Below are 26,296 nucleotides of genomic sequence, written 5' to 3'. Positions count from 1 at the left end.
CCGGTGTTAACGCGGGCGCATCCAAGCTTTAGGTCTTTGGCCCGTGTTGCAGGCTAAGGCCTGATCGCCCTCCCTAAAAGGGCATATTCCTAACAACTTCCAAATTTGCCGCAGCTCTCAGCAGCTGTTTGTTTTGTCTTCGTTTTCAAACATCGTTCGACGCAAAACCGCTTCGTGCTTTTAATGAAAATGATTTTAAAGGAACCAGAATCCGTCTTCGCGCGGCCTGGTATTATTCATATGACTCGGTTTCGTATCAATTTCCGGGGACCTGCTTTCCGCAATGTCCTCGGCTACACCTTCAGCCACTGGCGAAGTCAGCCTCTGCGGCTGACGCTGATTATTATCAGCATGCTGCTTGCAACGGCCGCAGACGTCCTCACACCACTCTATTCAGGGCGGCTGGTCGATGCGCTTTCGATCGGTCAGGATGGGGCATGGGATGCTGCCATTCACGCGCTGATTATCCTGCTTGCGCTGGGCGCACTGGCGCTGATCACGCGTCAGCTGACCTTCTATGTCATCACCGACTTCACGCTGAAGATCATGAGCGACATGGCAGCCAGTTCGTTTCGCAAGCTACAGCGGTTTTCGACCGACTGGCATGCAAATGCTTTTGCCGGATCGACCGTGCGTAAGGTTTCGCGCGGCATGTGGGCGCTTGACCTGCTCAATGACACGCTGCTGATTGCGTTATTGCCGTCTATCCTCATGCTGTTCGGCTCGGTAGCACTTCTCGCATGGTACTGGCCGATGATGGGCCTGCTGGTTGCAATCGGCTCGGTGCTTTTCATCGTCTGTACGATTGTGATTTCGCTGGGCTTTGTTGCGCCTGCTGCAACGCTTGCCAACAGCTGGGACACACGTATGGGCGGCGCTTTGGCCGATGCCATTTCGTGCAACGCTGTTGTCAAGGCTTTCGGTGCGGAAGGTCGGGAAGATGGGCGTCTTGCCAAGGTCGTCACCAAGTGGCGCTCGCGGACACGCCGCACATGGCTGATCGGCACGCTGAACGGCTTCATTCAGGGTGTAAACCTGCTGGTGATGCGTGGCGTTGTCATTGCTTTTGCGCTCTATCTCTGGAGCCAGGGCAAGGCAACGGCGGGTGATATCACCTTCGTTCTGACGGCTTTCTTCATGTTGCAGGGCTATCTGCGTGATGTGGGTATGCATATCCGCAACCTGCAGCGTTCGGTCAACGATATGGAGGAGCTGGTTCAGATCGAGGCCGAGCCTTACGGCATTGCCGACAGGCCGGGTGCGAACGCGATCAAGATCGGAAATGGCGAGATCACGTTTGAGAACGTCACCTTCCATTATGGCAGTCACGACACGGCTCTCTATCGCGACTTCTCGGTCAGGATTGAAGCCGGTGAACGGGTTGGTCTGGTCGGTCATTCGGGTTCGGGCAAGACGACTTTCATCAAGCTCATCCAGCGTCTCTACGATGTGAGTGGCGGCGCCATCAAGATTGATGGACAGAACATTGCCGAAGTCACACAGGCTTCGCTCAGATCGCAGATTGCTATCGTGCAGCAGGAACCAATCCTGTTTCACCGGACGCTGGCCGAAAACATCGCCTATGCTCGCCCCGGCGCGACACAGGCAGAGATCGAGCATGCAGCCATGCTTGCCAGTGCGCATGACTTCATCATGCGTCTGCCAAAAGGTTATGCAACGCTCGTTGGTGAACGCGGTGTGAAGCTTTCGGGTGGTGAACGTCAGCGTGTGGCGATTGCCCGGGCATTTCTGGCAGATGCGCCAATCCTCATTCTGGACGAGGCAACATCGAGCCTTGATTCAGAATCGGAAGTGCTGATCCAGCAGGCGATGGAACGGCTGATGATCGGTCGTACAACGCTTGTCATCGCACACCGGCTTTCGACAGTTCGCGCGCTTGACCGCTTGCTGGTCTTCGACAAGGGCAAAATCCTTGAAGAAGGTGATCACGATGCGCTCATCCGCAAACCGGGCGGCATCTATCGCCGCATGTTTGAACGTCAGGCGTTGGAACTGACCAAGGGACTGGAAGACGTTCTTCCATCTTAAGAAATGAAGCGGGGCCGGAAATACCGGCCCCGTTTTACAGCGGTTCCAGTTAAGAATGAATCGTTGGAACCGCTGTAACTGCTTGTTTTTACGCATTATCCGACGCAAAACCGCTTCGCACTTTTGCTGGAAATGCTATAAACTCATGTTTTTACCCGTGTCTTTAACTCAAAACAGGGTTCCCGCTTTTGGGAGACATGCTTTATTCCGCCACCTTGCCCGAAGATTGGCGGATAATCAGCTTATATTCGATATGGCGCGACGGCGATGTGTTGTTGGTATCAATCTGGTGGAGCAGCATATCCACGGCATCACGCGTCATTTCGCGGATTGGCTGACGCACCGTCGTAATCTGCGGCGACACCATGCTGGCAATCGCACTGTCATCGAAGCCAACAACCGTTAGTTCGGCCGGCACATCAATCTTGTAATCATAGGCAATCTGCAGAACAGCAGCCGCCATGTCGTCATTCGACGCAAAAATGGCAGTCGGCCTGTTTTGCAGCGATAGCAGTTTTCTGCCTGCAGCCAGACCGCTTGAAAAGCTGAAGCCGCCTTCAAATTCATAATCGGGATTGTGATCAATCCCCGCTTCATCAAGCATACGGCGATAGCCTGCCAAGCGCTGCTGCGCCGAGCGGTGGGTCAGATCGCCAATCACAATCGCAATCCGGCGATGCCCCATATCGAGCAGATACTTCATCAGATCGAGCGTGGCCGCCTCATCGTCGATGGCAACGCTGTCAGTCGGATGCACATTGAAATCACCCGCCACACGCGCAAAAGGCATGGCTGACGCAATCAGCTCCTGCAGAATCTCGGGATCATCCGACATGGGCGGTGTTACGATAATGCCATCAAGGCCGGAAGCATGGGCCGTTTCGATCAGCGATCCGCGAATATCCGCACGGTTCTCGACTGGAAATATCAGCAGTCGATAACGCGTGCCGCGCAGACGATCCAGCGCCCCGACCTGCAATTCCGTGACGTAGCTGTGGCTTGGATTTTCAAAGAATAATCCGATGAGATGCGAGCGGCGCTCGACCAGATTGCGCGCCGCGGCATTAGGGCGATAGCGTAATTCAGCACCTGCCTCTTTCACCCGCTCACGGATCGTATCGCGGACATTGGGCTCGTCATTGTAAACGCGTGAAACCGTCTTGATCGACACGCCTGCCAGACGCGCCACATCATGGATCGTCGCTCTCTTATTGGATGCGGCCATGGCCGTTATGCACTCTCTCCCCAGTGATATGCATAATTTACTAGCTGCTTTGCTCTAAAGCGCAAAGCTCTAAAGCGCGATGTGCTTTAGCTATTGTTCTTACGCTTATCTTTATCCCCAAAACCGACATCCACTTTTGGGTAACATGCTTCAAATAGAACATATCTTGGAACGGGTGAGAAAGCGCTTCTCGCGGCCATTATCGAGCGAGAACATGCCGCCGCGCCCCGGCACGACATCGATGATGAGTTCGGTATGTTTCCAGGCCTCATACTGAGAACCGCTGATATAGAACGGTGCACCGCCGATTTCACCCAGCTTCACATCCGCATCCGAAAGCAGCAGATCTCCCTGCGGATAGCACATCGGCGATGAGCCATCACAGCAGCCGCCAGACTGGTGAAACATGATCGGGCCGTACTCGTCCTGCAATTCTGCGATCAGCTCCAGCGCTGCATCGGTAGCAGTAACCTGCTCTTGTTGAGCGACTTGCGGCATGGTTCCTCCTCCCATCGCAACAGCCGCCGCATCACTACGGCGGCTCTAATAATAGTATGGACCGATTACTGCGTCAGGTCCATCACGACACGGCCTTCGATCTGGCCTGCACGCATTTCGTCAAAGATGGCATTGATATTGTCGATCTTGTCGGTGCGGATCGTTGCTTTAACTTTACCGTCCGCTGCAAAATCAAGAGACTCCTGCAGATCAAGACGCGTACCGACAATCGAACCGCGCACGGTCACGCCGTTCAGCACCATGTTGAAGATCGACAGCGGAAACTCGCCAGCCGGAAGACCGTTCAGCGCAATCGTCCCGCCGCGTGCTGCCATGCCGATCGCCTGCTCAAAAGCTTTGGGCGAGACAGCAGTCACAAGCACACCCTGTGCGCCACCGTCAGTTTCCTTCTTGATATAGGCTGCCGGATCATTATGCGTCTTGGCATTGACCGTGACTGTCGCACCAAGCTTGCGTGCGAGATCGAGTTTCTTGTCGTCAATATCGACGGCAGCAACATTCAGCCCCATGGCCTTGGCATATTGCACAGCCATATGACCGAGGCCACCAATGCCGGAAATCACCACCCAGTCACCTGGTTTAGTGTCCGTGACCTTAAGCCCCTTATAGACCGTCACACCTGCGCAAAGGACGGGCGCAATTTCATTGAACTCGATGTTCTTTGGCAGATGGCCAACGAAATTCGGATCGGCCACAACAAAATCGGCAAAGCCGCCATTCACCGAATAGCCGGTGTTCTGCTGCTCTTCGCAAAGCGTTTCCCAACCACCAAGGCAATGCACGCAATGACCACAAGCCGTGTAGAGCCAAGGAATCCCAACGCGGTCACCTTCTTTCACATGCTTGACGCCGCGACCGACTGCCGAAACGAAACCGACGCCTTCGTGACCCGGGATGAATGGAGGATTGGGTTTTACCGGCCAGTCGCCTTCGGCGGCGTGGAGATCGGTGTGACATACACCAGAAGCCTGAATTGCTACCTGAATCTGGCCATCACCCGGCACCGGAATCGGCACTTCGTCGATGGTCAGTGGTTTGCCGAATTCGCGAACCACGGCAGCCTTCATTGTTTTAGCCATTACGAAAACATCCTTCTGTTTTACGCGCATCTAGCCCAAAAACCGCTTCGCACACTTTTTGGGATGCGGCACTTTTCCTGCGCGCATCTTACCCAAAAACCGCTTCGCACTTTTTGGGATGCGCTGTAATGGGCCGGATTGGCAGGCGCGAAGTCCTGCCGACCCGACCCTTTCCTGGGAGGAAACAGCGGGGGAACGACCTCTGATCGGAAGTGCGATGGAGGTCGTACTGTATCGATGAAACTGCAAGGAAAGCGGCAGTCCGAGGCTCGAAAGCCACGGACCACCCTGTTTTTTAGAAGAAGCCGAGCTTCTTCGGGCTGTAGCTCACCAGCATGTTCTTGGTCTGCTGGTAATGGTCGAGCATCTTGAGGTGGTTTTCACGACCGATACCCGACTGCTTATAGCCACCGAACGCCGCATGGGCCGGATAGGCGTGGTAGCAATTGGTCCAGACACGACCGGCCTGAATGGCGCGACCGAAGCGGTAGGCGCGCGTGCCGTCACGCGTCCACACACCGGCACCCAGACCATAAAGCGTGTCATTGGCAATCGAGAGCGCTTCGGCATCGTCCTTAAACGTCGTAACCGAAACAACAGGACCAAAGATTTCCTCCTGGAAAATCCGCATCTTGTTGGTGCCCTTGAACACAGTCGGCTTGACGTAATAGCCGCCTGCCAGATCACCGGCCAGCTCATTGCGCCCACCGCCCGTCAGCACTTCCGCGCCTTCCTGCTTGCCGATGTCGATATAGCTCAGAATTTTTTCGAGCTGCTCGCTGGATGCCTGCGCACCGATCATGGTTGCCGGATCAAGCGGATCGCCCTGAACGATAGCCTCAACGCGTTTCAATGCGCGTTCCATGAACTTGTCGTAGATCTTTTCATGGACCAGTGCACGGCTCGGGCAGGTACAGACTTCGCCCTGATTAAGCGCAAACATGACGAAGCCTTCGATAGCCTTGTCGAAGAAATCGTCATCTTCGGCCGTCACATCGGAGAAGAAGATATTTGGCGACTTGCCGCCCAGTTCCAGCGTGACTGGAATAAGGTTCTGGCTGGCATATTGCATGATGAGACGACCCGTCGTCGTTTCACCGGTAAAGGCGATCTTGGCAATGCGCGGGCTCGATGCCAGCGGCTTGCCTGCTTCAAGACCAAAGCCATTGACCACGTTGATGACGCCTGCTGGCAAAAGATCGCCAATCACTTCCATCAGAACAAGAATGGAAGCAGGTGTCTGTTCTGCAGGCTTCAGCACCACGCAGTTACCAGCGGTAAGTGCTGGTGCCAGCTTCCACACAGCCATCAGCAGCGGGAAGTTCCAAGGGATGATCTGGCCAACAACGCCAAGTGGCTCGTGGAAGTGATAGGCAACCGTGTCGTGATCGATTTCGGAAATGCCACCTTCCTGCGCGCGGATTGCGCCCGCAAAGTAGCGGAAATGGTCGATTGCCAGCGGCAGGTCGGCATGAGTTGTTTCGCGGATTGGCTTGCCATTGTCCCATGTTTCAGCAGCAGCAAGCTTTGGCAGGTTTTCTTCAATGCGGTCTGCGATCTTGTTGAGGATCACAGCGCGTTCTGCCGGGCTGGTTTTGCCCCATGCTTCTTTCGCTGCATGGGCTGCATCAAGTGCTGCATCGACATCGGCCGCATCGGAACGCGCGACTTCGCAAAGCACCTGACCATTGACCGGCGATGTGTTGTCGAAATAGCGGCCAGACTTGGGTTCAACCCATTTGCCGCCAATGAAATTGCCATAACGTTTGGCAAACTCCGGCTTTACGGAGCGATGAAATTCAACTTTGTTCATGACATTCCTCCCAAAGACAACGCCGCTCCTACGGCGTTTCAAACATAATTTGGCGCGGCTCTTGGGAGGAGTCATCCAGCGCTTGATAGTATGCAGTATCAATGTGTCTCAATAATGAGACAGTTTGCAAAACCGAATTCAGATTTTATCGCACCACCCAGTTTAAGCCCGCTTGCAGCGCGTGTCTTTTCCCAAAAATTAGCCCCTAATTCGGGAGATATATTTAATTAGGCCGGATGATCTTGAGGCGGTTGAGCTTGCGGTGGAGCGTGGCCCGGCTGATGCCCAGCAGCTTGGCAGCGGACGAAACATTGCCGTCCACGCGCGCAATGGCGCGCAGAATAACGCCTCTCTCGGACTCCGCCATATCCTCACGCGGATCAGCGTTCCAGCCGAGAAGATCAGCCGCAGGCAAGGCTGTCAGAAGTGCTTCATCAGTCAGATCGAGCGAAAGGCGTGCGGCACGCGTGGCACCGATCACAAGGTCGTCCTTGTCGACAGCAATCAGCGCTCCGCCGGTACGGTCGGCACTTGGTGCCAATACGATACGCGCATCAGGAAATGCCTGCCGGAAATTCTCAGCCTCAATGCGGCGCGCGGCATCAATCACCGCGACCGAAATCAGCTGTACAAAGGCCTCGGTCAGATCGCTTCGGCAAGACGATACATCGAGTGCCGCCATCAAGCGGCCCTGATGGTCATGAATGGGCGCGACCGTGCAGGAAAGCCCAATATTGCGTGTATGAAAATGCTGGTCGCGATGGATGGTCAGCGCACGTTGCTCGGCAATGCAGGTGCCGATGCCATTGGTGCCTTCAACCGCTTCGCTCCATACGGCACCCGTCCACAGACCCCAATCGTAAAACGTGTCGTCATCACCTGCTGCCCCCCGACGCTCGACTGGTACGCCTTCGCTGTCGGCCAAAAGCACGCAACAACCAACACCCCCAACCGCCATATAGAGGCGATCCATGCTGGCTTGTGCAATGCTAACCACCCGTTCCATACGCTGGCGGGCGGTTCGCAGTTCATGATCAGAGAGCGTTTGAACAGAGCCTGTTTCTGCGGGATCCAGTCCATAAAGACGTGCAGAACGGCGCCATGAAGCAACCAGCGCTGAGCGGGCGGCTCCTCCCGTCTCAATCTCGGAATGGATACGATCTGCGTGTATCCGGTCTTGCGGCGCACCCATGTTTTCCTCCCAGAAAGGCTGGAAACGGCCCACTGGAAAGATAATGACTTTTTATCGGACCGGTTGCAAGCGAGCCGTTACGCGACTTTGGCAGGTTGGACGAAAGTCTCAAGCGAAGAGACTTCAATCGCATTCATGCGCAGGCCGAGCTTGGTTCGGCGCCAGAGAATATCTTCTGCCGTATGTGCCCATTCATGCTTCATAAGATAGCGCACTTCCGCCTCATAAAGATCACTGCCCAAATGTCGTCCAAGCTCTTCCAAAGATTTGGATTTACCCAGCAAAATGCGTGCGCGTGTTCCGTAGAGCTTGAACAGACGACGGGCATGGGCGTGCGACAGGAACGGATAATCAGCTTTCAGCTTTTCCAGTTCCTGATCAAAAGCGGTTGCCTCAAAATCACCACCTGGCAGAGACGCGGCATGGGTCCATGGTGCACCTTTCTTGCCAAGATGATGCTCGATCTTCTCAAGCATATGCTCGGCCAGCCTGCGCGCGGTGGTCAGCTTACCACCAAACACATTGATGAGCGGTGCAGCTCCCTGCGGCGCATCTTCTTTGAGCACATAATCGCGGGTTGCTTCCTGCGCCTTGCTTGCACCGTCATCATAGAGCGGACGCACGCCGGAATAGGTCCAGACAATATCTTCAATCCGCACCGGCTCGCGGAAATATTCGCTTGCCGCAGCGCAGAGATAATCGGTTTCCTTGTCGCTGATCGCAACCTTGGCGGGATCACCTTTATAATCCTGGTCGGTGGTGCCAATCAGCGTAAAATCATCTTCGTAAGGAATAGCGAAGATGATGCGCCCGTCATTGTTCTGGAAGAAATAGGAGCGCGGATCGGAGAACTTTTTGCGCACCACGATATGGCTGCCTTGCACCAGACGCACATTATGCAACTGACGATCGCCTTCGACACCTTCCAGCACCTTATCAGCCCATGGGCCGGCTGCGTTGACCAGGAGACGCGCGCGAAACTCTTCGCGCAGACCTGTATCGATGTTTTCGAGCGTTACCGTCCATGCTTCATGGTCACGGCGGGCAGAGATAACCTTGGTGCGGGTGCGGATCATCGCGCCACGATCAGCAGCATCGCGCGCCGTCAGCGCAGTAAAACGCGCATCATCCACCCAGCAATCCGAATATTCGAAAGCCTTTGTAAAAAGTGGCTTGAGCGGTGCGCTCGAAGGATCGGTGCGCATATCGAGCGTACGCGTGGCGGGCAGCTTCTTGCGGCCACCGAGATGGTCATAAAGGAACAGGCCAAGGCGCAGTAACCAGGCAGGGCGCACGCCACCCTTGTGAAAGGGAAGCACAAAGCGCATCGGATGAATCAGATGCGGGGCATTGGCCCAAAGTACCTCGCGTTCCATCAGCGCTTCGCGCACCAGACGAAATTCGTAATGCTCCAGATAGCGCAATCCGCCATGTATAAGCTTAGTGGCACGCGACGAGGTGCCGCTTGCCAGATCGTTCATCTCGGCAAGACCGACCGAAAAGCCACGGCCAACCGCGTCTCTTGCAATGCCGCATCCATTGATGCCGCCACCGATTACGAAAATATCAAAAATTTTATGCTGCGCCATGGCTAAACCTGAAGACCTCTCCAACCACCAAAGCGAATATAAGTCATTTCATACGAAAGTGAAACGAAAATGAAACGAAACTATGATTCTTTCTTTTCGTTCGGTTCGTCCTCAGCCGTCTCAATCAGTTCGACCTCGTTTTCGCGGCATAATTCACGCAATTGCTGCGATGGGCAGCGGTCGGTAATAAAGGTATGAACCTGCGAGATATGGCCAAGACGGACAGGAGCGGTCCGTTCAAGTTTGGTTGAGTCGGTAACGAGAATGACATGGCGCGCATTTGCGATGATCGCCTGTGCCACCTTCACTTCGCGGAAATCGAAATCGAGCAGCGCACCATCCTCATCCATCGCCGATGCGCCGATGATTGCGTAATCGACCTTGAACTGCCGGATGAAATCGACCGCGGCCTCACCCACGATACCGCCATCGGATGCGCGTACCACACCGCCAGCGATGACGACCTCGATCTCCGGATAGACACGCAAAGTATTGGCTACATTGATGTTGTTGGTGATGACCATCAGATTATTGTGGTCGATCAACGCATGACTGACGGCCTCTGTTGTCGTGCCTATATTGATGAACAGCGATGCACCGTCAGGGATCATTTCAGCCGCAGCCCGACCGATCAGTTCCTTTTCATGCGCAGCAATGCGGCGGCGCGCCTCATATTCCATGTTCTCGACACCGGACGGATAGAGCGCCCCGCCATGAATACGGCGCAACAGACGCGCCTTGCAAAGATCGTTGAGATCCTTGCGCACAGTCTGCGGCGTTACATCGAACGCGCTCGCAAGATCATCGACGAGAACCTGCCCCTGTCGGCGGGCGATATCCAGAATTGCGTTGTGACGAGGGGTAAGCTGCATTTTGTTCCCGGCAATGGAATTATTCTAACAACAATTTCGTAATTTCGCTGTTTTGCAAGAGAAAGCAACCGCTTGATGACAAAACAGCCAGAAGCACTGATCCAATGTAGCAATTTTCATCATAGTTTCCGGATTGCGCGCTGCACCATCTCACATTTAACGCCCGAGAGTCTTCAACTTGATCAAGACGCCATAAACTTTGGTTTAGAAGCAAAACTAAGGAAATGGTTTCAAAGATCGAAATATACAAACGATAACAATATAGATTATCAACAACAAAAACCTTACACATTGTACGTAAAACGTAATGCAATATTTATATTTCAAGAATCTTATTTTTCAATAATATAGAAATAATCCTTTTTGCACGCAAAATGGCAATAACAAAATAAATGATAATGGCGCCCTTATCATAATCAAAGCATGTGAAATGAAATAAAAGTCGAAGGGGTTGGCTATGTCTAAACTGGGTATCCTTTGCTTATCTGGCGCATTTATCCTCTTCGGAGGGAGTGCGTTCGCTCAAACTGTGAATGTGGACAACAATACAAACTCGTCATCGCAGGCCGGTGCTACCGCCATCGCCGTTGGAGGCGGCTCCGACTCGCCAAGTAAGATTAAAACGACGGTACCTGCCTTTGCGCCGGGACTTGTTGCAGCGGGTGTACATTCCTGCGCAGGCTCAACAAGTGCCGGCGTCGGCGCAACAGGCTGGGGCCTGGGCTTTGGCACAACATATGAAATGCGTGAATGCAACCGGCGGGCCTATGCGGCAGCACTTCTCGGAATGGGGCAAAATGCTGCCGCCCTGGACCTGATCTGCCTCAACAAGGAAGTCAGAGCATCCCTGAATGCGACGGGCGTTTACTGCCCATCACAGGGCGCTGCAGCCCGTTCAGCATCGGTACAACGACAAACACGACAAGCACCGCTTTTGGCGTCTGTTTCCAACGAAGAGCCAGCGGCAATCCCCGCAAGCTCAACCGGAACGACGGCATCACCACCAATTGCCAGCCGCAAGCGTACTTATTCGGCAAAGGCACTTGGCTTGAGTTCCGATCAACTGCGCGCCAAAGGATGCGTTCTGCGTACAACAGAAGGCAATAGCCGGGCCTGGCATTGTCCGGGACCGATTATGTAGATCTGGAGCGACTTAAAGCATCGGTTTGAAGCTTTTTTGAACCGATGCTCATTCACGAACCAAAGATTGCTCCACGCGAACACACATCGCCGATACAGCCTTTTACTCATATGCAATCACCCGTCACCGAATGGGTAGCGGGGTATATCGTCGGGATATGCCTGGCAGAAGGGGTTTGACCCGATTTTGTCAGAACAGGAGGAGTTCATCGTGAAGAAAATCATCATCGCATCTATTGCACTTCTCGCGGCTGGCGCCTTGCCTGCTGCAGCACAAACGGTCAACTGGAATGGTAGTTTTGGGGGCGCCAGTGGCGCAGGTTCTGCCGTAACTGGCGGCTTCGCGTTTGGTGCAGGTTCGACTGCGGCAGGACAGGCTGCAACAACAGGCTGGGCGGAAGGAAAAGGCACAGTCGTCGGGCTTGGCGGCAAGATGGGCCATTACGGCGCAAGCGCCGGTATTGGTTCGGGCTATTTCACTTCCGGCTCCGGCGGTCAGACTGCGGCCATGGCGCAGTCGGGAACCGGGTTTTTCGGTGGCAGCTCAGCGGGCACCGCCTTTGGCACCACCTCTGGTGGGTCGTCCGGCAGCATTAGCCTTCGCCCATGAATGGAGTTGGATCACATATCTGTTGAGCGAAAACCATCGTTCCAAAGGCTCGACAGACTATTCAACCAACTCAAATGACAGCAGCGGAAGACCGTTATGCCGCGTCCTTCCGCTCAGAAAAGAATGAGAGTCCCCTCAAAGGATACCCGCTCTCATTCTGTAGGGGCAGGTGAAAATCTGCCCCTACCCTTTATTTTGAATATGCAGCAGGCTGTGCATTATATGCGCCTTGAAAACTATGAAGCGCCGGCTGATCATATCAGTCCGACGCTTCATAGATCCCAAAAATCACATATTTGCATGCTGATTACGTTATTCTCCGCTGAACTTATTGCCGTACATCTTGTGAAGCTTACAGGCGACTTCGGTGCGATTTGCGGCACCAATCTTTCTCATAATATTATGGACATGGGCTTTGACTGTGCCTTCGCTCATGCCAAGTTCAAAAGCGATGATCTTGTTCGACTTCCCCACCCGGATCGCATGAACCACTTCGATCTCGCGCATGGTCAACAGTTCGCCCAGTACATCGTCGCTCATGTCCTCAGAATGAGGTTTCATCAGCATGGACGCTGGCACATACATCCCACCTGCAAGTGCCAAATGAATGGCTTCAACGCAGATCTTGATATCGACTGATGTTGGAATATAGCCACGCGCACCGATCTCCATCGCGCGCAAAACCTGCGACCACTCCTCCCGCTCTGCCAGCAATACCAACGGGATCGGAGCCCAGGCCTTGATTGCCGCTTCCACTTCATCCGAGAAGAAGGGATCTGCCAAACGTTTGGAACCGATATGCATGAGCACAACAATAGCGCCATTCAGCGGCATGTTTCTATCGACTGACGCGAAGCTTACAACGGGCAGTTTAAGCCCATTCATCATGAGCCCGTTAAAGATACACTCTCGCTCCAGATTGCTTTTACAGACAAGCATAAGATGAGGCTCATCCTGCAAAGGCAATCCGGCTGCATATTCTCCGCCCTGCATCCGTTCATTTGCCACAATGGCAGATCCATCGCTCACACCGCTAGGTGATGCCCATGAGTACCGTTCTCTCATTTCCAACATTGCTTAGTATCCCCTGTTACTCAGGTTTGTATTCAACACAAAACACTAGTCATGCCAAAAACTGCGCTAGTTTATTAGGAATTTTATTGCTAATCCCGATGAACACTGGTCTAAATATTGCTATCATCAAATAAACGTGTCATTAACTTATGTTAGCACTTTATAAAAAAATGTACTCGCCATAAGAACGACTTCGGGAACAGAAGGTTATAGAGTCTATAACTTTCGTTGGGCATAGGCAGCGAATGCATAGTGGTAATCAGAACACCACCGCCCTGATGATCGACGGCCTGGTTAGTTTATTGGAATCCCCTCCAATTCTGGCCAAATTAAACGCGCAGGAAAAACAGTCCCTACAATCTCTCGTTCTTTCCGAGAGTAGCTATCCCGCCGATGCAGTGATTATTGAGCAGGGAGCCAGCATCAGGAGTATCCATCTGGTTCGTTCGGGATGGGGCTGTGTTTATCGAGACCTGTCGAGCGGGCAACGTCAAATTATAGACTTTCCCATGCGGTGCGATTTCGTGGGACTGAGAACCGGCGACGGTTACAGCTACAACACGATCAAATCGATTACCCCGATGTCGCTTTATGAAATACCACTGTCATCTCTCGAAGAAACAATCTGGCAAATCCCGCGCCTGAGCATGATTTTCATTGAGCTGCTTTCACGACAACGCTCCATGCTCATTGAACATCTGACAAATATTGGCTGCCGAAGTGCTTTTGTCCGTACTGCACATCTTTTGCTGGAGCTGTCTGACCGCGTTAAATCATGCGGAATGGGTGATGCAGACTCGTTTTATTGCCCACTGACCCAGTACCAGCTTGCAGACGCACTGGGCCTGACGCCAATTCACCTTAATCGGATGATGCGTGAGCTTCGAGAGGAAGGTCTGGTGATGTTTCGATCTTACAAGGTCGAAATTCTCGACAGGCAACGGCTGGTCGAAATTGCAGAATATGACGGCCAATTCATGCGAATGTCCGTCTTCGAAAAATCCATTTGAGCAACTACTCTAAGGGAGAAAATGGTCGGAGCGAGAGGATTCGAACCTCCGACCCCCTGATCCCAAATCAGGTGCGCTACCAGGCTGCGCTACGCTCCGTGACCATCAAAACCGAGACTCTGTGGTCCGGCTGTGAGCGGCTTATAGCGCCGCTGTTTTCAAGCCGCAAGGGGATCAAGCGGCTTTTTTTAAGCTATTTTGTAAGATCGTGTGTTTAGCTGGCTTATCGATGCGAAAGCAGTCTTATTTCAGGCAAAAACAGGTGCTTCCCCAGCACCGAATGCAACGAAATCCGGGTTGGAAAAGCCTTTCACAGTTCCGTCAGAACGTGCGCCATAGATGATTGGCTTGCCGTCGAAAGTCGTCGTCATGCCACCGGCTGCACGCAGCACTGCGTCACCTGCTGCCGTATCCCACTCCATTGTCGGGCCAAAGCGTGGGTAGAGATCCGCCTCCCCGCGTGCGATCATGCAGAATTTGAGCGATGAACCCACAGACACGCATTTGCCACTGTGATTGAGTTTCAGGAACTCCTCGGTTTCAGATGTCAGATGGGACCGACTGCACACCACAACCTTTTCAGATGGCGCGATGCGAGCGGCAATCGGGCGCCTGCTTATAATCTGATGGTCGGCAGATGTTACCGCTTCCTGTGCACCCTCGCGGCTCCCCGCATAAAGCAGGTTGCGCACGGGCGCATAGACAAGGCCCAGCACCGGCACTCCATCCTCAATAAGTGCGATATTCACCGTGAAATCACCGTTACGCAGCAGAAACTCGCGGGTACCGTCAAGCGGATCGATCAGAAAGAATTTCCGGCCCAGATGTGCAGGCAGACGGCCTGCAGCCGCTTCTTCCTCGGCCACCACCGGAATGCTTGGTGCAACCGATGCAAGAGCAGTCAGGATCACAGCTTCTGCCGCCTGATCCGCTTCCGTTACCGGCGACTGATCCTTCTTGGAATGGACCGCACAACCATCCGTGTAATGTTTGATAATGACGCGACCAGCCTCAAGGGCTGCACTCTCCAGTACAGCGAGCAAAGCTTTGCTGTCGGGATCAGTTTTTGGAAAGGCTGCTGTTGTCATTTCTCAAATCGACCAGGAATCACTGCCATAGCTGCCGATAACACCGCGCTCGGCCAGATACTTTTCCACTTCCGCGACGAGTTCGTCAATGTCGCGACCTGCGGTGTTGAGATGCAGCTCCGGAGAAAGCGGTGCTTCATAGGGTGAGTCTATGCCTGTGAAAGCCTTGATCTCACCACGTAGAGCCTGCGCATAAAGCCCCTTAGGATCACGCGCCATGCATTCCTCAATCGGCGTATCGACGAAGATTTCGATGAATTCACCCTCCGGCAAACGCGACCGCACGCGATCGCGTTCGGAACGGAACGGCGAAATGAACGACACCAGCGCAATCAGCCCGGCATCGGCCATAAGACCCGCTACCTCGCCAACGCGGCGGATATTCTCGGCCCGGTCTTCATCAGAGAAACCAAGATCGCTGTTAAGGCCATGACGGACATTATCGCCATCCAGCAGATAGGTGTGCTTGCCAAGCGCATGAAGCCGCTGTTCAAGCCGATTGGCGATGGTGGATTTCCCCGAGGCGGACAGGCCCGTGAACCAAAGCACAGCCGATTTCTGGAATTTCTGCGCAGCCCGCGCCTGTTTGTCGAGATCGAAAGCCTGCAAATGCACATTCGTTGCCTGACGCAGTGCCTGATCGATCATGCCAGCACCCACCGTTGCATTGGTGAGACGATCAATCAGCACGAAAGCGCCCGTCACGCGATTGTCCGAATAGGGATCGAAGACGATCTGGTCCGCTGTCTGAAGATGGCAGAGACCAACTTCATTGAGGTCGAGCCGTGTCGCTTCTTCCCGCGCAAAAGTATTGACGTCAGTGCGATATTTAATCTCGCTGATCGTCACCGGCGTCTGGTCGGTTTCGGTGCGCAGAAGATAGGAGCGCCCCGGCTGCAAGGCCTCTTCACCGAACCAGACGATGTTGGCGCTGAAACGATCCGCCACTTCCGGGCGCGCTTCTGCACCCACCAGCATGTTGCCACGAGAGACCTCGATCTCGTCTTCGAGAACCAGCGTCACCGCCTGCCCTTCGGTTGCGCGGGCCAGGTCACCATCATAGGTGGCGATGCGCTTAACTTTCGATTGTTTGCCCGATTTTGCGACCACGACCGTATCGCCTTCAGCAATCGACCCTGAGGCAACCGTGCCTGCAAAACCACGGAAATCGAGGTTTGGACGGTTCACATATTGCACCGGGAAGCGAAACGGCTTGCCGATACTATCCGCTTCAAGACGCACTGTTTCCAGATATTCCAGCAGATAGGGGCCTTCATACCAGCCGATGCGCGATGAGGGGCTACTGACATTATCGCCGAAGCGCGCCGACAGCGGGATTGCCTGAATGCTGGCAAAGCCCAAGTCTTTAGCGAAACTCATATAATCAGCAACAATACGATCAAAAGCATCTTTTGAGAAATCAACCAGATCGATCTTGTTGACGGCCACGACAATGTGCCGGATGCCTAATAGCGAAGCGATGAAGCTATGGCGGCGGGTCTGTGTCAGCACGCCCTGCCGCGCGTCGATCAGCACTACCGCAAGATCAGCCGTCGAAGCACCTGTCGCCATATTGCGCGTATATTGCGCATGGCCCGGAGTGTCTGCCACGATGAACTTGCGGCGTGGGGTTGAGAAGAAGCGATAAGCCACATCGATAGTGATGCCCTGCTCGCGTTCAGCTTCCAGACCGTCGACCAGCAGCGCGAAGTCAAAATCGTCATCCGTGGTGCCGAATTTGCGGCTGTCGTTTTTCAGCGTCGCCAGCTGATCCTCAAAGATCAGCTTTGTGTCATAGAGAAGTCGCCCGATCAGCGTGGACTTGCCATCATCGACCGAACCGCAGGTGAGAAAGCGGAGCAGCGTCTTGCGCTCCTGATCGGCGAGAAAATCACTGACGGCTGCACTTGTTACAGAGGGCTTCAATACGGCGTTCATTAGAAATAGCCCTCACGCTTCTTCTTTTCCATTGAACCCGCTTCATCACGGTCAATGGCACGGCCCTGCCGCTCGGAGGTTCGGGCGATCAGCATTTCTTCGACAATATCGGAGAGATTTGTGGCGCTTGATTCAATGGCACCCGTCAGCGGATAGCAGCCCAGTGTGCGGAAGCGCACCAGTCGCTCCTCCACCTTTTCACCGGGACGCAAAGTCATGCGGTCATCATCGAGTTTGATCAACATGCCGTCGCGCTCCACCACCGGGCGGGGAGCGGCAAAATAAAGCGGCACAATCGGGATATTTTCCTGCAGGATATACTGCCAGATATCGAGTTCGGTCCAATTGGAAAGCGGGAAGACACGGATCGATTCACCGGCAGAAACGCGGGTATTATAAACCTTCCACATTTCCGGGCGCTGGTTCTTCGGGTCCCAGCCGTGCTGAGCATTGCGGAATGAAAAAATGCGTTCCTTGGCGCGAGATTTTTCCTCGTCGCGACGCGCACCGCCAAAGGCGGCATCAAACTTGTATTTATCAAGCGCCTGCCGGAGACCGACGGTCTTCATAACATGGGTATGGACGTTTGAGCCGTGCGTGAATGGGCCAACACCATCGCGCACACCGTCTTCATTGATATGAACCAGCAGCTCAAAGCCCTTTTCGCGGGCTTGCGCATCGCGAAACTCGATCATTTCGCGGAATTTCCAGGTTGTATCGACATGCAGGAACGGAAATGGCGGAGGAGCCGGGTAAAACGCCTTCATCGCCAGATGCAGCATGACAGAGGAATCTTTACCCACCGAATACAGCATAACCGGGTTGGAGAAGGTCGCGGCAACTTCGCGGAAAATATGAATTGCTTCTGCTTCCAGACGCTGAAGATGCGTCAGGTTCTTGTTCAGGGATGCATGATGCACGTCGATATCTCCGGGAGGCCAGCTCAACTGGCTAAATCGCTGGTTTGCTATGACGCGCATTGTCATGAAAGGCAGGGCAAAAGGAAAAGTATGCTATCGCGTATTGCGAAACGCTTGAGCGAAAACTTGCCTGTTTTAAGCCAGATGGAGGAAGAAACTTGCGCCAAATCGAAAAGCCCGATTTTCGCCCAAGTTACGGAAAATACTACTAAAATTGTGGTATTAAGCTAAATTTGCAGGGGTAAAACTTTTGTCTAACAAGGGCTGGAGCATCCTTCGAACCATACCGTCGAAGAAATGATCGGCGCTAAAGAAGGCCGAAAGTACGCGCCTTAGCGACGGCCTGCACCTTGTTGACGGCAACGAGTTTGGTGAGGACGTTGCTGATATGAAAATTCACAGTCCGGGTCGAGATATTGAGAATTGTGCCAATGATCTCGGCAGTCTTACCTTCGCTGGTCCAGCGCAGGATTTCGCGTTCACGCGCTGTGAGATTAACCTCTGCCACACAATTGATGCTCGGAACATCAAGATGCTCGTACATAGCAAGATGCAGAAGGTTGGTTACAATCTGCATCTGCCGACGCAGCATCGAAACTTCGCCATCTGACAAAGCTGGTTTATCGCGAAGGAATGTGAGTACGCCAAAGACACCCTGCGCGGCCCAGCACGGCTGAGAAATACCTGCCCTCAAGCCAAAACTTTGTGCGTCCGCCCATATTTGCGGAGCATCGGCAAACTGTCGTGCCGACCAAACGAGCGGATCTATGCTGTTCATCCCGCGCTTAAGGATTGGGTCGATTTCGGCATATTTTTTTGCGGCATAATGCTCCCGCCAGCCTTCCGGCAATGTTTCAAAACGCAACCACCGCGCGACACTGTTCAATGAGGGCACACACATAACGTAGGAAACATACTGAAACCCGATTGCTTCCGCATAAGAACAAACGTGTTCAAATGAATTATCTGCGTTGTCGGATATTTGTATTCTTTCGTATAAATCTTCCCATTTCATTGCATAAATCCCAACATTGTTCCTATGAAGCAATATTTACTCTGAAAAACGCAGCAATCAGGCACACTCCGGCATCAGTACATTGCCAGAAAAACAAATATAAACTTTGAAGGATTCTATGGCGCCGGAATCCGGGAATTCAAATCATCGACCACCAAACCGTGAGCCACCTGTATTACATAACACATGATTCCAGGGGCATCCACCGATAATGATTTCAGGATAATCCGGCCTTTTTACAAAACAAATACTTATTCATATTGAATATAATTTTAGTAAATTAAGTATAAAAGCCCCGCAATGCGGGGCTTTTATATGAGCGTAATTTAGCAACTATTTATGCAGCAGCTTCAACCGGCTCCGGTGCCTGACCGGGAATGTAGTTGAGGATCGGCCCAAGCCAGCGCTCGACCTCCTCAACGCTCATGCCCTTGCGGTTCGCGTAATCTTCGACCTGATCACGCTCGACCTTGGCAACGCCGAAATAATAGCTTTCCGGATGGCCGATATAAAGGCCAGACACGGAAGAACCCGGCCACATGGAATAGCTTTCCGTCAGTTCGACGCCGGTTTGCGCTGTTGCATCCAGCAATTCGAACAAGGTCTTCTTTTCGGTGTGGTCAGGCTGCGCCGGATAACCTGGTGCCGGACGGATACCTGCATAACGCTCGTGGATCAGATCATCATTCGACAGATCTTCACCCGGCGCATAGCCCCAGAACTCGTTGCGAACGCGCTGATGCATCAGTTCGGCAAAGGCTTCCGCGAAGCGGTCAGCCAGTGCCTTCACGAGAATGGACGAGTAGTCGTCATTCGCCCGCTCGAAACGTTCGGCAATTGCGACTTCCTCAATACCCGCCGTGACGACGAAGCCACCGACATAGTCCTGCTTACCGCTATCGGCGGGTGCAACAAAATCGGACATAGCGACATTCGGACGACCATCACGCTTGGACAATTGCTGACGCAGCGTGAAGAAGGTTGCGAGTTCTTCCTTGCGGCTTTCATCGGTAAAGAGACGAATATCATCGCCCACCGTATTGGCAGGCCAGAAACCGATTATGCCACGCGGCGCAAACCACTTCTCATCGATGATCTTCACGAGCATAGCCTGCGCATCCGCCCAAAGCTGACGCGCTGCCTCACCCTGCTTTTCATCTTCAAGAATAGCCGGGTAACGGCCCTTCATCTCCCATGTCTGGAAGAATGGCGTCCAGTCGATATAGCGCGCAATCTCTGCGAGATCGTAGTTCTCGAATGTTTTTGTGCCAAGGAATGTCGGCTTTGGCGGTGTGTAGGCGTCCCAGTCCAGCTTGTGGGCATTTTCACGCGCACGAGCCAATGGCAGACGCTTCTTTTCTGCCTCATTGCGGGCGTGAGCCGCCGCAACCTTGGCATATTCCTCACGGATGCCATCAACATAAGCGCCCTTGTTTTCAGGCGACAACAGATTGGAAACAACACCCACCGCACGGCTGGCATCGATCACGTAGACCGCCTGTCCCTGCTCATAACGCGGATGGATTTTCACGGCAGTATGCACGCGGCTGGTCGTAGCGCCACCGATCAGCAGCGGCACGTTGAAGCCTTCACGCTCCATTTCAGCAGCCACATGCACCATCTCATCGAGCGATGGTGTGATGAGGCCGGAGAGGCCGATAACATCGACATTTTCAGCGCGAGCCGTATCGAGAATTTTCTGCGTCGGCACCATCACGCCAAGATCGATGATCTCGTAATTGTTACAGGCGAGAACCACGCCGACAATGTTCTTGCCGATGTCGTGAACGTCGCCCTTCACAGTGGCCATCAATACCTTACCGGCACTCTGGCGACCTTCACCGCCATTCAGGCGCTTTTCTTCTTCCATGTAAGGCAGAAGCACAGCAACAGCCTGCTTCATCACGCGGGCGGACTTGACCACCTGCGGCAAGAACATTTTGCCTGAGCCGAACAGATCACCCACCACATTCATACCAGCCATCAGCGGGCCTTCGATGACATGCAGCGGACGCGCAGCCGCCTGACGCGCTTCTTCGGTATCTGCTTCAATATATTCAGTAATGCCGTTGACCAGCGCATGGGAAAGCCGCTTTTCAACCGGCCATTCGCGCCAGCTCAGATCCTGCGCCTTGGCTTCCTTGGTACCGCTGTCACGGAAGCGCTCGGCAATTTCGAGCAGCCGTTCGGTCGCGTCATCACGACGGTTCAGCACCACATCTTCGCAGGCTTCACGCAGTTCTGGATCAATCGTGTCATAGACCGCGAGCTGCCCGGCATTGACGATACCCATATCCATGCCAACCTGAATGGCATGATAAAGGAAGACAGCGTGCATCGCTTCGCGCACCGGCTCATTACCGCGGAACGAGAAGGACAGGTTTGATACCCCGCCCGAAATATGGACGTGCGGCAGCGTATCGGTGATCTTGCGCGTCGCTTCGATGAAGTCGACACCGTAATTATTATGCTCGTCAATGCCGGTCGCGACCGCAAAGACGTTCGGATCGAAGATGATGTCTTCCGGCGGGAAGCCAACCTGCTCGGTCAGAATCTTGTAAGCGCGGGTACAGATTTCGACCTTGCGCTCTTCCGTGTCGGCCTGTCCCGTTTCGTCAAATGCCATAATGACAACTGCAGCACCATAGGCACGCACCAGACGCGCATGATGCAGGAAGGCTTCTTCGCCTTCTTTGAGCGAAATCGAGTTGACGATCGGCTTGCCCTGAACGCATTTCAGGCCAGCTTCGATCACGTCCCACTTGGAGCTGTCGATCATTACCGGAACGCGCGCGATATCCGGCTCTGCCGCGATCAGGTTGAGATATTCAACCATGATCTTCTGGCTGTCGATCAGACCTTCATCCATGTTGATGTCGATGATCTGTGCGCCGTTTTCCACCTGATCACGCGCCACATCAAGCGCTGTCGAATAATCGCCAGCCTTAATGAGCTTACGGAAACGGGCGGAGCCGGTAACGTTCGTCCGTTCGCCGACATTGACGAAAGGAATATCCTTGGTCAGCGTGAATGGCTCAAGGCCCGACAGACGCATCAGCGGCGGCACCTTGACCGGCTTGCGCGGTGGATGCTTGGCGACAGCAGCGGCTATTGCACGGATATGCTCCGGCGTCGAACCACAGCAACCGCCCACCACATTGACGAGGCCTTCGCGTGCAAAGTCCTCGATTTGGGCTGCCATAGCTTCCGGGCTTTCGTCATACTGGCCGAACTCGTTTGGCAGGCCAGCATTCGGATAGGCGCAGACAAATGTATCGGCAATGCCAGCGATTTCCGCGAGATGTTCGCGCATTGCATTGGCACCGAGCGCGCAATTGAGCCCGATGGTGAAAGGCTTGGCATGGCGCAGTGAATACCAGAACGCCGTTGGCGTCTGACCGGAAAGTGTGCGGCCCGAAAGATCGGTGATCGTGCCGGAAATCATCACCGGCAGATGCACGCCCTTCTCAATGAACACTTCTTCAGCCGCAAAGACAGCTGCCTTGGCGTTCAGCGTATCGAAGATCGTCTCAATGAGAATAATGTCGGAGCCACCATCGATCAGCCCGCGGATCTGGTCGGCATAGGCAATGCGTAGATCGTCAAAAGTGACTGCACGATAACCGGGATTGTTGACATCCGGCGACAGCGAAGCGGTACGGTTTGTTGGTCCGAGTGCACCTGCAACAAAGCGGCGGCGACCATCTTTCTGTTGCGCACGGATTGCTGCGCGACGGGCTAGGCGCGCGCCATCGCGGTTGAGCTCATAGACGGCATCTTCCATGCCGTAATCGGCCTGCGCGATGGTCGTCGATGAGAATGTGTTGGTTTCCAGAATGTCAGCACCGGCCATAGCATAGGCATAATGAATTTCTTCAATCGCCTTTGGCTGGGTCAGTGTGAGAAGGTCGTTGTTGCCCTGAAGCTGGCAATCGCAGGAACCGAAACGCTCGCCGCGAAAATGCTCTTCGTGAAAGCCCAGGCCCTGGATCTGCGTACCCATGGCCCCGTCGAGAATCAGAATGCGCTCACTTGCGGCTTTGGTCAGTGCTGCAAGCACTTCCGAACCGTCCGGCTTTGCTGCCGTTGAACCAAAAAGATTATCGAGGGAAGACGTCATAGGGGATTACCGCCTGTATTATAGAGCATTCCCAGTTTATTTTGGGTCGTTGGAAAGCTCTATCTATTTGTTCAACGCACATCTTATTCCGAAAACCGTTTCACACTTCTCGGGATGCACTCCAATACGCTTCATCGCTACAGCACCGCCCGAAATCCGCAAAGGATTTTCTGAAAATGCGATGCGCAGATTGCCTTATTGAGCGCACGTTTGATCGCTCTTAGCGAACGCGTAGCGCACAAGACCCGCTTAATGACATAAACATATCTTTATGTCAATTCTGATAGAGTAATTTCGATCGCTGTTCGCGCCTTCACCCAACTGTTGCCAGCGCGAAGAAAAAGTGAGTTTTCCCAGCCACCTACCCGCCACAATGCGGGATCAAAATCGCCTTAGGGACGTTGATAACAAAGCCACTTTATTAGGGAGAAACCAATGAAGAGATTTGCATCTTCCTTCTTCGCAGCGTGTCTGTCACTTGGCATAGGCGTACCTGCCATAACCGCTAGCGCCAATGCAGCGCAACCGACAGCACTGATAGCCCCCGCCGTCAGCCATGGTGCACAGGCACCGGTCGAAAATGTTCAATATTACGACTATCGTGGAGACAGACGTGGCTGGCGTCACCATCATCCACGATATCGCGATGGCTATAGGCACTACAGGCCGCACTACCGGAACTGGGGGCCACCACCACGCTATCGTCATCACCCACCGCGTTATCGCCCTGCCCCGATATATCGCGGCGGTGGCAATGCGCATGTACGCTGGTGCTATAACCGTTATCGGTCATATCGTGCTTACGACAATACGTTCCAGCCCAATTACGGCCCACGTCGCCAGTGCTATTCGCCCTATATTTAAAGCATGTCTCCCAAACGGTGATACCGGTTTTGGGATGAAGACATGCAATAAAATAATAAAGCCCCGGAAATCCGGGGCTTTTTCATAACAATATGTCGCGAAAATCAGGTTACGAAAGCGCCGATCGAAGCTGCGACCAGGCCGATGGCTACAGCGATCATCACGCCATAAACGCGAGGCTTGTCGAAAAGCACGGCAAAAGCAGAGAACCAGCCCACCACCGCCGCACCCAGCGCGAAAAGGAAACCGGGCTTGTCGCCGTGGTAAAGATTGGCCGCCATCAGCGCACCGACAATCAGCGCACCAAAAACGATCATCAGCCCTGTGGCATAGCGTTCGTAATCGTCCATCTAAATTTCCTCGTTCCGATCACATCAAATACGCGACGGAAGATATCTCTCAATCATTTGGCCATTTGAAGACATGACCAGCTGTCATGTTCCATGGCGGGTTGTTCTCACACAATCACTATTTTCGTCGTTCTTCAACCATTTCGCTGCAATTGTTGCGACTGATCACAGAGTCGTTGCCGCAAAGCCGCGAAGATGGTGCTATATTACCGCTCATGGATTCGACCGGTATCAGCACCTTCGACACAGCTATTGGCCCCTGCGGGATCGCCTGGCATGCCGGTAAAATTATCGGCGTGGAGATCGGTGATGCCGACGAAAACGAAACGCGCTATCGGCTTCAGTCACGCTTTTCGGACACGGAAGCATTGAACCCACCCACCTATGTCAGCGAAGCAATAGACAAGGTTCGCGTGCTGCTTGATGGTGGCGATCCGGATTTCTCGCAAACACCGCTGGCGCTTGATTCGGTGCCAGACCTCAACAGACAGGTCTATGAAATCCTTCTCGAGTTGAAAGCGGGCGAGACCATCACATACGGCGCAATCGCGCGCAGGCTTGGCGATGTCAGTCTTTCTCAGGCAGTGGGCTACGCGCTTGGCAAAAATCCGTTTCCGATCATTGTCCCCTGCCATCGGGTTTTGGGCTCCAATGGCAAGGTTGGCGGTTTTTCGGCTGCGGGTGGCACGGCGACCAAGCTACGCCTGCTCAACATCGAACGCGCGAGAACATCGCTAGAGCCGGATTTGTTCGGCGGCCTGCCTTTGCAGGCACGACCAGAGGCTGAATAATCAGCCCTTGTCGGTCACGACATCAGCGGAGAAGCGCAGCTCACGCATAGGACGCACATACTGCGTGGATGCGTCATAAGTCGGATGGTTTTTGTAAGCGAAAAGCGCTTCTTCATCCTTGAACTCCGCATAGACAACAAGATCAATCGCGTTGCCCATCGGGTCGACCTTGGAATTCGGCAGAACTTCAAACACGTCGGAATAAGGAATGGTGCCCAACTGCTCCAAGCCCTTGCGGACGACATCGATGTCCTGATCTGGCTTGACGCTGAAGAAAACAATGTGGCGGATCACGTCTCGTCTCCAAATCCAGAGCGGTTCGGGTCACTATGAAACCTTTGACCGCTCTATCTTTTTTTGTGACGCATTATCCGACGCAAAACCGCTTCGCACTTTTGCTGGAAATGCTTTGACGCGTATCTACCCCATCAAGCGAACAAGCAAAACCACAAAAAGGTGATTGCTAAGAATTAGCCCGCCTTTACCCGACGCCAGGCGAACCCACCTTCCTGCTGTACCGAACCACGGCCGGGCTGATAATAAGCGGGTGTATCCACGAGACGCTGTTCGCCAAGGCGGCTTTGAGCGACCTTGTTTGTCACCTGAAGGCTGTCAAAACCAGTGCGCAGCATAAGCGCTGCCTGATCGATCAGCACGTCGCCTGTTGCACGCAATTCGCCTTCAAAACCTGCACGACGCAGAACTTCGGCTTTTGAATAGGAGCGGCCATCGTTGAACGCCGGAAACTCTAAGGCAATGACCGGCAAGCCTGCCAGATGATCAAGCAGTGGCTCGATCTTCTCACCCGGTGTTACCGACACACCGATACGGCGATTGGAAGAGCGGCGTTTCTCCTCATCAAGTCCCAGCCAGACGGCCAAAGGAATGATGATTGCGGGCGCATCCCCCGCGATTTCCAGATCGTCCGCAAAAATATAGTCGTCTTCACGAAAGCCTTGCTCAGACCAGAGCTTCGTTTCAGGTGTTGTCTCACTCATTTCTGGTCCCAAACCCCTATATTACTTTTCTCACGCGCAT

The 26,296-nt window shown here is 53.6% G+C and carries 22 protein-coding genes and 1 tRNA gene; 6 read left to right on the top strand and 17 right to left on the bottom strand.

Features of this window, described 5'->3' with window-relative positions; all coding sequences use genetic code 11:
- The first annotated feature begins 240 nt into the window (after positions 1-240).
- Positions 241-2,049, top strand: coding sequence for an ABC transporter ATP-binding protein (locus tag CEV34_RS08405; RefSeq protein WP_171379991.1), 1,809 nt, complete (start codon positions 241-243; stop codon positions 2,047-2,049).
- A gap of 202 nt (positions 2,050-2,251) precedes the next feature.
- Here CEV34_RS08405 and CEV34_RS08400 read toward each other — a convergent pair whose 3' ends face one another.
- The 7 genes from CEV34_RS08400 to CEV34_RS08370 all read right to left on the bottom strand — a co-directional run bounded on the left by CEV34_RS08400 (position 2,252) and on the right by CEV34_RS08370 (position 10,338).
- Positions 2,252-3,274, bottom strand: coding sequence for a LacI family DNA-binding transcriptional regulator (locus CEV34_RS08400; protein WP_007873368.1), 1,023 nt, complete (start codon positions 3,272-3,274; stop codon positions 2,252-2,254).
- 150 nt (positions 3,275-3,424) lie between these two features.
- On the bottom strand, positions 3,425-3,772 hold the full coding sequence (locus CEV34_RS08395) for a DUF779 domain-containing protein (protein ID WP_007873367.1): 348 nt from the start codon (positions 3,770-3,772) through the stop codon (positions 3,425-3,427).
- Between the two features lie 65 nt (positions 3,773-3,837).
- Complete coding sequence (gene adhP, locus CEV34_RS08390; protein WP_007873366.1) at positions 3,838-4,872, bottom strand: alcohol dehydrogenase AdhP; 1,035 nt, start codon at positions 4,870-4,872, stop codon at positions 3,838-3,840.
- A gap of 295 nt (positions 4,873-5,167) precedes the next feature.
- Positions 5,168-6,685, bottom strand: a complete 1,518-nt coding sequence (adh, locus tag CEV34_RS08385) for an aldehyde dehydrogenase (protein ID WP_007873365.1) — start codon at positions 6,683-6,685, stop codon at positions 5,168-5,170.
- A gap of 223 nt (positions 6,686-6,908) precedes the next feature.
- Positions 6,909-7,877, bottom strand: a complete 969-nt coding sequence (locus CEV34_RS08380; RefSeq protein ID WP_007873364.1) for a GAF domain-containing protein — start codon at positions 7,875-7,877, stop codon at positions 6,909-6,911.
- A gap of 77 nt (positions 7,878-7,954) precedes the next feature.
- Positions 7,955-9,466, bottom strand: a complete 1,512-nt coding sequence (gene glpD / locus CEV34_RS08375) for a glycerol-3-phosphate dehydrogenase (protein ID WP_094543515.1) — start codon at positions 9,464-9,466, stop codon at positions 7,955-7,957.
- Between the two features lie 80 nt (positions 9,467-9,546).
- Positions 9,547-10,338, bottom strand: coding sequence for a DeoR/GlpR family DNA-binding transcription regulator (locus tag CEV34_RS08370; RefSeq protein WP_007873360.1), 792 nt, complete (start codon positions 10,336-10,338; stop codon positions 9,547-9,549).
- Between the two features lie 457 nt (positions 10,339-10,795).
- Between CEV34_RS08370 and CEV34_RS08365 the strand changes: the two genes are divergently transcribed.
- Positions 10,796-11,479, top strand: a complete 684-nt coding sequence (locus tag CEV34_RS08365; RefSeq protein WP_143853325.1) for a hypothetical protein — start codon at positions 10,796-10,798, stop codon at positions 11,477-11,479.
- Positions 11,480-11,689: 210 nt separating this feature from the next.
- A complete protein-coding gene (locus CEV34_RS08360) occupies positions 11,690-12,088 on the top strand; it encodes a hypothetical protein (protein WP_007873357.1) in 399 nt (132 codons plus the stop codon).
- A gap of 312 nt (positions 12,089-12,400) precedes the next feature.
- Here the strand turns inward: CEV34_RS08360 and CEV34_RS08355 are convergent, their stop codons facing one another.
- Positions 12,401-13,162: a helix-turn-helix transcriptional regulator gene (locus CEV34_RS08355; RefSeq protein ID WP_083898616.1), complete on the bottom strand. Its 762-nt coding sequence runs from the start codon at positions 13,160-13,162 to the stop codon at positions 12,401-12,403.
- A gap of 245 nt (positions 13,163-13,407) precedes the next feature.
- Between CEV34_RS08355 and CEV34_RS08350 the strand changes: the two genes are divergently transcribed.
- A complete protein-coding gene (locus tag CEV34_RS08350; protein ID WP_094543514.1) occupies positions 13,408-14,172 on the top strand; it encodes a Crp/Fnr family transcriptional regulator in 765 nt (254 codons plus the stop codon).
- Between the two features lie 22 nt (positions 14,173-14,194).
- On the opposite strand, the gene CEV34_RS08345 is transcribed toward CEV34_RS08350, so the two are convergent.
- The 6 genes from CEV34_RS08345 to metH all read right to left on the bottom strand — a co-directional run bounded on the left by CEV34_RS08345 (position 14,195) and on the right by metH (position 23,253).
- Positions 14,195-14,271 (bottom strand) — tRNA-Pro (locus CEV34_RS08345).
- Positions 14,272-14,420: 149 nt separating this feature from the next.
- Complete coding sequence (gene cysQ, locus CEV34_RS08340) at positions 14,421-15,260, bottom strand: 3'(2'),5'-bisphosphate nucleotidase CysQ (protein ID WP_007873350.1); 840 nt, start codon at positions 15,258-15,260, stop codon at positions 14,421-14,423.
- A gap of 3 nt (positions 15,261-15,263) precedes the next feature.
- Positions 15,264-17,198, bottom strand: a complete 1,935-nt coding sequence (gene cysN / locus CEV34_RS08335; protein ID WP_007873346.1) for a sulfate adenylyltransferase subunit CysN — start codon at positions 17,196-17,198, stop codon at positions 15,264-15,266.
- The gene (cysD, locus tag CEV34_RS08330; RefSeq protein ID WP_007873343.1) at positions 17,198-18,118 is read right to left on the bottom strand and encodes a sulfate adenylyltransferase subunit CysD; all 921 of its coding nucleotides are present in this window, start codon (positions 18,116-18,118) and stop codon (positions 17,198-17,200) included. The genes cysN and cysD overlap by 1 nt, the downstream gene beginning before the upstream one ends.
- Before the next feature lie 307 nt (positions 18,119-18,425).
- The gene (locus CEV34_RS08320; RefSeq protein ID WP_007873340.1) at positions 18,426-19,133 is read right to left on the bottom strand and encodes a LuxR family transcriptional regulator; all 708 of its coding nucleotides are present in this window, start codon (positions 19,131-19,133) and stop codon (positions 18,426-18,428) included.
- Positions 19,134-19,470: 337 nt separating this feature from the next.
- Positions 19,471-23,253, bottom strand: a complete 3,783-nt coding sequence (metH, locus tag CEV34_RS08315; RefSeq protein WP_007873338.1) for a methionine synthase — start codon at positions 23,251-23,253, stop codon at positions 19,471-19,473.
- Positions 23,254-23,688: 435 nt separating this feature from the next.
- Between metH and CEV34_RS08310 the strand changes: the two genes are divergently transcribed.
- Positions 23,689-24,117: a BA14K family protein gene (locus CEV34_RS08310; RefSeq protein ID WP_007873336.1), complete on the top strand. Its 429-nt coding sequence runs from the start codon at positions 23,689-23,691 to the stop codon at positions 24,115-24,117.
- 104 nt (positions 24,118-24,221) lie between these two features.
- Here CEV34_RS08310 and CEV34_RS08305 read toward each other — a convergent pair whose 3' ends face one another.
- Positions 24,222-24,467 carry a hypothetical protein gene (locus CEV34_RS08305; protein ID WP_007873334.1) on the bottom strand — a complete coding sequence of 82 codons (246 nt, stop codon included), beginning with the start codon at positions 24,465-24,467 and terminating at the stop codon, positions 24,222-24,224.
- Positions 24,468-24,682: 215 nt separating this feature from the next.
- Here CEV34_RS08305 and CEV34_RS08300 point away from each other — a divergent pair, with 215 nt between their 5' ends.
- Positions 24,683-25,258 carry a methylated-DNA--[protein]-cysteine S-methyltransferase gene (locus CEV34_RS08300; protein WP_007873332.1) on the top strand — a complete coding sequence of 192 codons (576 nt, stop codon included), beginning with the start codon at positions 24,683-24,685 and terminating at the stop codon, positions 25,256-25,258.
- On the opposite strand, the gene CEV34_RS08295 is transcribed toward CEV34_RS08300, so the two are convergent.
- Positions 25,259-25,552, bottom strand: coding sequence for a Dabb family protein (locus CEV34_RS08295; RefSeq protein WP_007873331.1), 294 nt, complete (start codon positions 25,550-25,552; stop codon positions 25,259-25,261).
- Between the two features lie 176 nt (positions 25,553-25,728).
- On the bottom strand, positions 25,729-26,256 hold the full coding sequence (locus CEV34_RS08290) for a DUF934 domain-containing protein (RefSeq protein WP_007873328.1): 528 nt from the start codon (positions 26,254-26,256) through the stop codon (positions 25,729-25,731).
- Positions 26,257-26,296 lie beyond the last annotated feature (40 nt).

Source organism: Brucella pseudogrignonensis, from assembly GCF_002252525.1.
Classification (GTDB): domain Bacteria; phylum Pseudomonadota; class Alphaproteobacteria; order Rhizobiales; family Rhizobiaceae; genus Brucella; species Brucella pseudogrignonensis.
This window is presented reverse-complemented; position numbering and strand designations above follow the sequence as displayed.

Coding starts and splice junctions, on each gene's coding strand:
- CEV34_RS08320 (WP_007873340.1), bottom strand. CDS start 19,133: ATGAAATGGGAAGATTTATACGAAAGAATACAAATATCCGACAACGCA.
- CEV34_RS08290 (WP_007873328.1), bottom strand. CDS start 26,256: ATGAGTGAGACAACACCTGAAACGAAGCTCTGGTCTGAGCAAGGCTTT.
- adhP (WP_007873366.1), bottom strand. CDS start 4,872: ATGGCTAAAACAATGAAGGCTGCCGTGGTTCGCGAATTCGGCAAACCA.
- CEV34_RS08365 (WP_143853325.1), top strand. CDS start 10,796: ATGTCTAAACTGGGTATCCTTTGCTTATCTGGCGCATTTATCCTCTTC.
- CEV34_RS08305 (WP_007873334.1), bottom strand. CDS start 24,467: ATGGACGATTACGAACGCTATGCCACAGGGCTGATGATCGTTTTTGGT.
- CEV34_RS08370 (WP_007873360.1), bottom strand. CDS start 10,338: ATGCAGCTTACCCCTCGTCACAACGCAATTCTGGATATCGCCCGCCGA.
- CEV34_RS08395 (WP_007873367.1), bottom strand. CDS start 3,772: ATGCCGCAAGTCGCTCAACAAGAGCAGGTTACTGCTACCGATGCAGCG.
- glpD (WP_094543515.1), bottom strand. CDS start 9,466: ATGGCGCAGCATAAAATTTTTGATATTTTCGTAATCGGTGGCGGCATC.
- CEV34_RS08380 (WP_007873364.1), bottom strand. CDS start 7,877: ATGGGTGCGCCGCAAGACCGGATACACGCAGATCGTATCCATTCCGAG.
- metH (WP_007873338.1), bottom strand. CDS start 23,253: ATGACGTCTTCCCTCGATAATCTTTTTGGTTCAACGGCAGCAAAGCCG.
- CEV34_RS08300 (WP_007873332.1), top strand. CDS start 24,683: ATGGATTCGACCGGTATCAGCACCTTCGACACAGCTATTGGCCCCTGC.
- CEV34_RS08405 (WP_171379991.1), top strand. CDS start 241: ATGACTCGGTTTCGTATCAATTTCCGGGGACCTGCTTTCCGCAATGTC.
- cysN (WP_007873346.1), bottom strand. CDS start 17,198: ATGAACGCCGTATTGAAGCCCTCTGTAACAAGTGCAGCCGTCAGTGAT.
- CEV34_RS08355 (WP_083898616.1), bottom strand. CDS start 13,162: ATGTTGGAAATGAGAGAACGGTACTCATGGGCATCACCTAGCGGTGTG.
- adh (WP_007873365.1), bottom strand. CDS start 6,685: ATGAACAAAGTTGAATTTCATCGCTCCGTAAAGCCGGAGTTTGCCAAA.
- CEV34_RS08310 (WP_007873336.1), top strand. CDS start 23,689: ATGAAGAGATTTGCATCTTCCTTCTTCGCAGCGTGTCTGTCACTTGGC.
- CEV34_RS08350 (WP_094543514.1), top strand. CDS start 13,408: ATGCATAGTGGTAATCAGAACACCACCGCCCTGATGATCGACGGCCTG.
- CEV34_RS08400 (WP_007873368.1), bottom strand. CDS start 3,274: ATGGCCGCATCCAATAAGAGAGCGACGATCCATGATGTGGCGCGTCTG.
- cysQ (WP_007873350.1), bottom strand. CDS start 15,260: ATGACAACAGCAGCCTTTCCAAAAACTGATCCCGACAGCAAAGCTTTG.